At 29.0% G+C, this 9073-nt stretch carries 8 protein-coding genes and 1 pseudogene; 8 read left to right on the forward strand and 1 reads right to left on the reverse strand.

The features are described from left to right. Nucleotides 1–305 (forward strand): annotated as a pseudogene (locus ACRDBA_RS17975) (hypothetical protein); the annotation flags it as partial. 35 nt (nt 306–340) lie between these two features. On the opposite strand, the gene ACRDBA_RS17980 reads toward ACRDBA_RS17975, so the two are convergent. Continuing rightward, entirely contained in the window at nt 341–1840 is a 1500-nt protein-coding gene (locus ACRDBA_RS17980) for an alpha-amylase (RefSeq protein ID WP_438574308.1), read from the reverse strand. A gap of 213 nt (nt 1841–2053) precedes the next feature. On the opposite strand from ACRDBA_RS17980, the gene ACRDBA_RS17985 reads away from it, so the two are divergent. The 7 genes from ACRDBA_RS17985 to ACRDBA_RS18015 all read left to right on the forward strand — a co-directional run. Further along, entirely contained in the window at nt 2054–2731 is a 678-nt protein-coding gene (locus ACRDBA_RS17985) for a response regulator transcription factor (protein WP_438574309.1), read from the forward strand. Between the two features lie 3 nt (nt 2732–2734). Then, complete coding sequence (locus tag ACRDBA_RS17990; protein ID WP_438574310.1) at nt 2735–3925, forward strand: HAMP domain-containing sensor histidine kinase; 1191 nt, start codon at nt 2735–2737, stop codon at nt 3923–3925. Nucleotides 3926–4185: 260 nt separating this feature from the next. After that, nucleotides 4186–5556, forward strand: coding sequence for an efflux RND transporter periplasmic adaptor subunit (locus ACRDBA_RS17995; protein WP_438574311.1), 1371 nt, complete (start codon nt 4186–4188; stop codon nt 5554–5556). 4 nt (nt 5557–5560) lie between these two features. Beyond that, on the forward strand, nt 5561–6760 hold the full coding sequence (locus tag ACRDBA_RS18000) for an ABC transporter permease (protein ID WP_438574312.1): 1200 nt from the start codon (nt 5561–5563) through the stop codon (nt 6758–6760). A gap of 15 nt (nt 6761–6775) precedes the next feature. Continuing rightward, nucleotides 6776–7351 carry a hypothetical protein gene (locus tag ACRDBA_RS18005; RefSeq protein WP_438574313.1) on the forward strand — a complete coding sequence of 192 codons (576 nt, stop codon included), beginning with the start codon at nt 6776–6778 and terminating at the stop codon, nt 7349–7351. 2 nt (nt 7352–7353) lie between these two features. Next, nucleotides 7354–8022 carry an ABC transporter ATP-binding protein gene (locus ACRDBA_RS18010; protein WP_438574314.1) on the forward strand — a complete coding sequence of 223 codons (669 nt, stop codon included), beginning with the start codon at nt 7354–7356 and terminating at the stop codon, nt 8020–8022. 166 nt (nt 8023–8188) lie between these two features. Continuing rightward, nucleotides 8189–9073 (forward strand): C39 family peptidase (locus ACRDBA_RS18015; RefSeq protein WP_438574315.1); only part of this gene is annotated, 885 nt, incomplete at its 3' end.

Raw genomic sequence — 9073 nt, forward strand, 5'->3', positions numbered from 1 at the left:
AGAGAGAAAATTATACAGGTCATACTCCTAAACTAATAAAGAGTAAGTTTTTAATGGAATATGTTTGTAATAATTTTAAGGAGGAATTTAATAATTTAAATAATCCAAGTGAAATTTTACTTATACCTCTTGGAAAGGCTGTTGAAGAAGTTTTAGATAAGCTAGTAGAGGAAAAAATTATAAATGAAGACCAGATACTTAAGGGGTTTCCACATCCATCAGGAGCAAATGTTAATCGACTTAAGCAATTAGAGGAAAATAAAGAAGAAATGGTTAAATTACTTAAAAGTAAATTTAAAAACTGAAAATAAGAAACCCCCTATGAAAATAGGGGGAGTTCTTATTCTAATATCATTTTAAGAAATTTAGAAAGCTTGTCATCATTTTTTACCCAAACAGAAACACTAGAGGAATTAACAGTAAAGCGTCCAATACCCTCATTATCAATTTTAACTAGCTCTTTTTTATTACCTAGTATGTCATAGAAAAAATCACCTGCAAATTGTTTTCCAACATACATATCTTTAAATCCTTCAGAGCCATTTGAAAGTATTGCTGCTAATCCAGAATCATTATGATCTTCATTACCTTCTCTAGTCCAGCCAATTATGTCTTCATGATCAAAATAATCATTTTGTTGTCCATAAGCCTTATTTTTTCTAGTTAAAAGTAACTTATCTAAAATATCATTCATTGGAGGGATAGATCCCTTTAAGCCATCTCCATAATAGTCAGCATAGAAAACACAAGGATATCCTTCAGCTCTTAGAAGTATTATTGAATAAGCAAGAGGCTTAAACCAGTTAAGAACATAAGATTCAAGAGCTTGACCTTTTTGTGTGTCATGATTATCTATAAAGGTAACTGCATTAATGGGAGAGCTTTCCATTAATGTTCCCTTTAAAATATTTCTCATATCATATTCACCATTACTTGAAGCTGCCTTTTGAAAGTTAAAGTGAAGAGGAACATCAAATAAAGATATTTTACCATTAGTAGATGATATATAGTTAGTTAATACATTTATATCAGGATGCCAATACTCTCCTACAGAAAATAGCTCTTTTCCACTTTTATAACGCAGTGTCTCAACCCAATCCTTTAAAAAATTATTATTAACATGCTTTACTGCATCAAGTCTAAATCCATCTATTCCAGTAAAATTTAAATACCAATCACCCCAGTTAATAAGTTCACTTCTAACATGGGTATTATTAAGGTCAACATGTGCTCCAATAAGATAATTGGAGTTATCTTGGGGATTAGAAATACTTGAAGTGTGAGCCTTATCTAGAAACTTAAATAATGATAATCTGCAGGAACCTTGATCACAATCTACTGAATCAAAGCAAGTCCAGTCCCATTTAAATGAAGAATATTTATTGCTTCTTCCAGGGAAGGTAAATTTAGTCCAAGCTAAAATATCTATAGGCTCACTTCGTCGAAGAAAGTTATTATAGCTGCTAAACTCAATAGCTTTTACAGGCTCACATTGGTCAGCGCCAATTTTATGTTCAAAAGATATATCAGCATAAGCTTGAACATTATTTTTATGCAATGAATTAATTGCATTTAAGTATTCATCCTTAGTCCCATATTTAGTTCTAACAGAACCTTTTTGATTAAACTCTCCTAAATCATAAAGGTCATAAACTGTGTAGCCAACATCATTTATGCCTTCATTGCCCTTATATGCTGGTGGTAGCCACAAAGAAGTTATTCCAATATGGCTTAAATAAGTTGCGTCTCTAGAAACTTTATTCCAAAGCCCACAATTGGAAGGTAAATACCAATGGAAATATTGCATCATAGTACCATTAAAAAATTTATCATTAATCATAATTGATCTTCTCCTTTAATTTGCTAAAAACAATCTTTATAAAGTATATAAAAAGAAAAAATGATTTATTACATGTGGACAATATAGTATTTTGCGATATAAATAATATTTAATAATATAGTAAGAAAGGTATAATTAAGGTTATCTTAACTAAAAATTAACTAAAGCAATGATATAGTTAAATTAGAATTGTTATTTTAAAGGTGGATTATTATGAAGATATTAATTATAGAAGATGAAGAGTATTTAGCAAGTGCATTAAAAAGAGGTTTTGAAAAATTAAATTATGTAGTTGATATAGCAAGTGACGGAGAAGAAGGTCTTGAGCTAACATTTATAAATAAGTATGATTTAATAATATTAGATTTAAACTTACCATCAATGGACGGGTTAGATATATTATCTAATATAAGAAAAAAGGATGAGGAGTCTAAAATTATTATTTTATCAGCAAGGTCAAAGTTTGATGAAAGAATAAAAGGTTTAGATATGGGTGCAAATGATTATTTAGTAAAGCCTTTTGACTTTGGAGAGTTAGCAGCAAGAGTTAGGTCATTATTAAGAAGAAACTTTATTCAAAAATCATCAGAGCTTAGTTGTGAAAATATAAAGGTGGATATCCCAGGGAGAATAGCTTTAACTAGAGACGGAAAAAAGATAGACTTATCACCAAAGGAATTTTCAATCCTAGAATATCTTATGACTAATAGGGGAAGAGTTGTAAGTGCAGAAGAATTAATAGAGCATGTATGGCATAGTGAGTGTGATATGTTTTCAAATGTTATAAAGGTCCATATAAGTGCTTTAAGAAAAAAGCTTTCAGCTTATTGTACTGAGGATATTATAAGTAATATTAGAGGCGTAGGATATATAATTAAAGGTGAGGATTAAAATATGATTAAGAATTTATCATTGAGATTAAGGCTAACATTAATGACAACATTAATTATAATAGTAGTTACTATTATAACAACTAGCTTATCTGTAAATAATGCCTTTGCAAGTTTCGTAAATCCAATTCAATCAATTAGCTTACATAGTGTTAATGGGAAGGATGAATTAAATAAGGATGTTTTTTATGAAGATGAAATAAAGAGTGAGGTAACTCAATCAATAGAATCTATTCAGGGAGCTATGGCTATTTCAACAGTAGTTTCAACAGCGCAGGTTAATTTTAGATATAATGCTATGTTAGTTATGATTATAGTAATTATTATTGGAGGAAGTTTTACTTATTTTATAATAGGTAAATTACTAAACCCTGTTAAAAGCTTAAGTAATCAAATAAAAGATATAAATGAAAATCAGCTTTCAAATAGAATAGTGGGATTTAATACAAAGGATGAATTAAGTAAATTATCAGATTCATTAAATATAATGTTAGATAGAATAGATAAGGCATTTGAAAGTCAAAAGAGGTTTTCAGCAGATGCGGCTCATGAGTTAAAGACACCATTGGCAGTATTAAAAACTAATATAGATGTATTATCAATGGATGAAAATCCTACTATTGAAGACTATGCTTATACAGTTGATGTTTTTAAAAGTCAAGTAGATAGGATGGTTAATTTAGTTGATAATTTATTTTTAATAGCAGCTAAAAGGGAATATGACTTCAACGACAATATTAATATAGATTTTGTATTTACAGAAATATTAAAGGATTTAAAAGAAGAAATAGATAAAAAAAATATTAATGTAAGTTTAAATAAAGGGAATATAAATATAGTTGGAAATAATATAATGATTACTCATGCATTAAGCAATGTTATTCAAAATGCTATTAAATATAATAAGGATAAGGGTGAAATTTATATAGATAGTTTTGAAGAAAATGGTGATGCTATTATTAATATAAAGGATACTGGAATAGGAATTCCAGAAGAAAAAATAGAATATATATTTGAACCATTTTATAGAGTTGATTCATCTAGATCTAGAAAGATTGGTGGAACAGGCTTAGGATTAGCAATTACAAGTAATATTATAAAAAATCATAGTGGAACTATAAAATATATAAAAAATAAAGATGAAGGAAGTACATTCCAAATTAAATTTAAAATTAATTATTTAAAGGATATATAGATAAATAATAACATTTATAAGCGTCATCAGTAATATGGTGATGCTTATTTTTATTTGGAATTAAGTCTGTCTTAACTCTATCTTAACTCTTTATTTATTACAATTAATGTATCTTATGGCTAGCAGTTGTAACACTTCCTTATCTTTTGGAGGGAGATGACACTGTATGCGTCCATAGATAAGGGTTATAACCTTCAGGTGGAGTTAAAACTAAATCTGAAGCTAATAAGTTTGTTTATATAAAGAAGGGAGAAGGAAGAGTGCAGAAGGATAAAGGATTTATAAGTAAAAAAACATTAGTAATTATAATACCAATTTTATTTTTAGCAGTATCAGGTGTTTACTTTAGTAAGGCAAGGGCTAGTGAAAATAATAATGAAGTTACAAGGTTAAGAGAGTACACAGTTACAAGAGGAAACATTAGATCAGGAACAAATGGTTCAGGAATAATAAAGCTAAAGGAAATAAAGAAAAGCTTTGAAAATGAAGTAATTATTGAAGAATTATATGCAAATGAAGGTCAAAAGGTTAAAAAGGGAGATAAGCTAGCTAAAATTTCTATGGATGCTATAGAAGAAAAGCTAGCTGAGCAAAGATCAAATTTAGAAAAGGCAAATATATCATTAGAACAAGCTAAGAATGCAAAAGTATTAATAGGACTAAATAATAATTCAGATTCAGAAGTAAATAAAAATCAATATGAAGTAAGCAGAAATGATATAGTTTCAAGGATAAATAATATCGAAAAAAGCTTAAATGATTGTGAAAATAAAATATCTACATCAGAAAATGAACTAAAGAACTTATTATCTAACGAAGGTGAAAATAAGGAAAAAATTGAAAATACAAGATTAACTATAAATAGTTTAAAGGAAGAAAAGAAGGGATTAGAAAATCAACTTGAAGGAGAAAGAAATAACCTAAATACACTTGATGCAAATAGAGGAACTCAAATAGCTGATGAACAAAAAAGAGAAGCTATAAATAATGAAAAAAATAATATTGCAATAAAAGATGCTGATAATAATATAAGGCTTGCAGAGCTTGAAGTTGAAAAGATTTATAAAGAAATAAACAAGCTAGAAAAATTAAAGGTAGAGCCTATTATATATGCAGAAGAAACAGGGATAGTAATGGCAGTGGGAGCTTTAAATACTGTAATTATGCCTAATGATCCTGTAGTTACTTTAGGAAGCTTAGAAAAAACAGAGGCAGAAATAACTATATCTCAAGGTGATATTAGCAAAATAGAAGAGGGGCAAAATGTAAGTTTAGAACTTTCAGCTTATGAAGATGAAGAGTTTAAAGGAAAGATAAAATTAATAAATTTAAAGCCTAATACAGAAGGGGGAAGTACTTCATATAAGGTTATTGTAGAAGTAGACTCAAAAGGTTTTGACTTATTAGAAGGAATGACTGCAAATGCTGAATTTATATTAAAGGAAGTTACAGATGTTCTTATGCTTTCTAATAAGGCTATAACCTTAAAGGATGGAAACCAAGTAGTTAAGGTTAAAGATTTAGAAGGAAACTTAAAGGAAGTTCAAATAGTAACAGGATTTTCAGATGGAAGAAATAGTGAAGTAGTTAGTGGATTAAATGAAGGTGATGTAGTTGTAATAGGAGGATAGGTAAATGAGATTTATTGAAATATTAAAGATTGTATTAGTAAATATACTTCAAAATAAGTTCAAAGTAATACTTACCTCTTTAGGAATAATTGTAGGGTCAGCAACTATTGTTATGGTTATAGCAATTGGAAGAGGAGGTGAAGAAGAAGTAAAGGCACAGTTTAGTGGATTAAGCGCAGAAACAATATATGTTAATCCAGATTATTCATTAGCTTCAAACTTAGATTTTAATAAGATACCTAGGCTTACAATAAAACATATGGAGCAAATAATGGATGAAAGTACAGCTCTTAAAGGAATTTATTTAAGGAGTACAAACTATGGTGAGGCTATTATAAATAAACAAAAGGAAAATGCAACAATAATTGGAGTAACAGAGGATTATTCAATAGTATCCAATTTTAACTTAGCTTATGGAACAGATATTACAGATATAGATGTAGAGGATGAAACTAATGTAGCTGTAATAGGGGATTCATTAGCAAATAAGTATTATATGGGAGCAGAAGATGCTGTAGGAAATATTATTAAAATAGAAAATGTTAAATATACAGTTATAGGAGTTTTAGAAAGAAAAGGTGATGGTATACAAGGTGTAAGTGCTGATGATTCAATATTTATACCATATACAACAGCAGAAAAGAATTTATCTAAATCAGGAGGCTTACCACAAATTGTTGGAATGGCGTTAGATGTAGATTTAATAGATAAGGCTATGGCAGAAATGAAAAGTACATTAGATTATGTTTTAGATGATGGCAATATGTATATTTTAGAAGATGCAGGAAGTCGTATAGATGCAGCAACAAAGTCAGCAAGAACTATGAATATGCTTTTAATATCTGTAGCAACAATAGTATTTATTGTTGGGGGCATAGGAATAATGAATGTCTTATTTTTATCAGTTAAGGATAGAACAAATGAAATAGGAATATTAAAGGCTTTAGGAAGCTCAAAGGAAAATATACTTTTAATGTTTTTATTAGAATCCGTGATAATAAGCATATTAGCAGGAATTGTGGGGGTACTCTTAAGCTATTATTTAATGCCACTTATGAAATACACAGATATACCAGTGAGTCCATCAATATCTGGACAAGTAATAGCGCTTATTTTTGCAATATTGACAGGAACTATATTTGGGATATACCCAGCATATAAGGCATCAACATTAAAGCCTATAGAAGCTTTAAATTTAATATAAAAAGGAAGGATTAAAATGAAAAAAGGATTATTAATAATATTAAGTATAATGATGTTAGGAACAGTAGGATGTTCAAAGTCAAATGAAAATAAAGAAGAAAATCAAACTACAGTAAATGAAAACTCGCTAGCAAATACTTATTTTGGTAAGGTAGAAAAGCAAGTAGGAAATGAAATAGAGTTAAATTTAGCAAAAGAAAATATAATTAATATTGAAGGTGGCGAAGGTGAAGAAAATGGTGGATTAACATATTCATCATCTACTGATGGTGGAGCTACAGATATAGGAGCAAGTGTTGTTGTAAGCGAAACTGTTGAAGCTACTGAAGCGACAGGTAATTCATTTGAGGCAGTAGGAGGAACTGGAGTAGCAATGAAGGAAGAAATAATTAACGATGGTAAAACTAAATCTGAATTAGAATATACAGGTGAAAGTAAAAGCTTAGTTATTCCAGCTGGAGCAAAGATATTTGACTTTACAACAGGAAAGGAAATTAAGATGTCAGATATAAAAGATGGTGCAGTAATAAGGGTTTATACAAAAACTACAGGAAGCTCAGAGGTAGTATTCCAAGTTGATATTGTGGAGTAATAATGAGTACAATAATAAATTTAAAAAATATAAATAAGTATTACAATGTGGGAGAAAACTCACTTCATGTTTTAAAGGATGTAAACTTAGAAGTTAACTCAGGAGAGTTTATTACTATTTTAGGAGCGTCAGGTTCAGGAAAATCTACATTAATGAATATTATTGGTGGAATGGACACTGCAAGTAGTGGAGAATATTATATTAATGATGTTGAAGTTCATAATTGTAGCGATAAAGAATTGGCACAAATAAGAAATAAAAATATAGGGTTTATATTTCAAAAATATCATTTGATTTATCAATATACTGTTTTGCAAAATATAATAATGCCACTTCTAATAAGGGGAATGTCTAAAAAAGAAGCTAATGTGTTAGCAGAGGAGAGCATAAAGATGGTTGGACTTGAAGATAGAATTTCACATAAGCCAAATGAACTTTCAGGTGGGCAGCAGCAAAGAGTAGCAATAGCAAGGGCATTGGTAACAAAACCAACAATATTATTAGCAGATGAGCCAACAGGGGCATTAGATTCAGAAACAGGGAAAGAAATATTAAAGTTATTTAAAGCATTAAATCAAAAGGGACATACAATAATAATGATATCACATGATATTAACGTAGCTAATTGGAGCAAAAGAATAGTGAACTTATCAGATGGAATTCTAACTTAATAAATAGTAAAATATTCTAAAAATAATATATTTACAAGAAAAATATAAAATTCACAACAATTGTTGTGAATTTTTTTATTACAAATAACTTACTTTCATAGACATAATGCTTTTTGGAATTTATAATAACATTTATATTGCTAATTTTTTTCTAAGGAGATAAAGTATGAGTAATTTAAAAGATTTAAAAAGAAAAAGAAGAAAAAGAAAAATTATTAGATTTTTTAGAAGAGTAATATTAGTTGTAGCTATAGCAGTATTAGCATATAAATTTTATGGAGAAAATGATGAAATAGCTAGTAATGTTTCAAATGGAAATGTACAAGCTAAAGTAGTAGAAGCACCTGAGAAAACAGAGGATGAACCTAAAATAGTAGATAAATTAGCAGGTGTTCCAGATGAGGTTAAAAATTCTCCAGATGAAGTTATACAAGTGTTATTAAGTAAGGTAAATGATTATCCAGAAGTAATTAAGATTTTATCTAATATAAATTTATATCCAAGAGAGCTTTTAGAGTTGGCGGCAAAAAAGGATGAGGTTATAAGTTTTGTAGCAAATTATCCTAATTATAATGAAGCTACAAATGAAACTATATCTATAAAAAAGGACTATAAGAATGGAGAAATACCACTTTTCATACAATGGGATGAAAGATGGGGGTATGATAAATATGGTTCAGATTTTATTGCTATTAATGGGTGTGGGCCAACATCTTTAGCAATGGTAGTAGTAGGGCTTACAGGAAATACAGATATAAATCCAAAGATTATTGCAGATGCTAGCTTAGAAAGTGGTTACTTAGTAGAAGGTGTGGGATCAAGTTGGGATCTTATGACATTAGGGGCAGCAAGCTTTGGATTAATAGGTGAAGAATTATCTTTAAGAGAAGATACTATTTTAAATACCTTAAGAAATGGACAACCTATTATTGCAACTATGGGACCAGGAACATTTACAACAAGTGGACATTTTATAGTTTTAACTGGGGTAGATAAGGATAATAAAATTATAGTAAATGACCCAGATAGTAAAATAAAAAGTAATCAAACT

The organism is Clostridium sp., from assembly GCF_051654825.1.
Taxonomy (GTDB): Bacteria; Bacillota; Clostridia; order Clostridiales; family Clostridiaceae; genus Clostridium.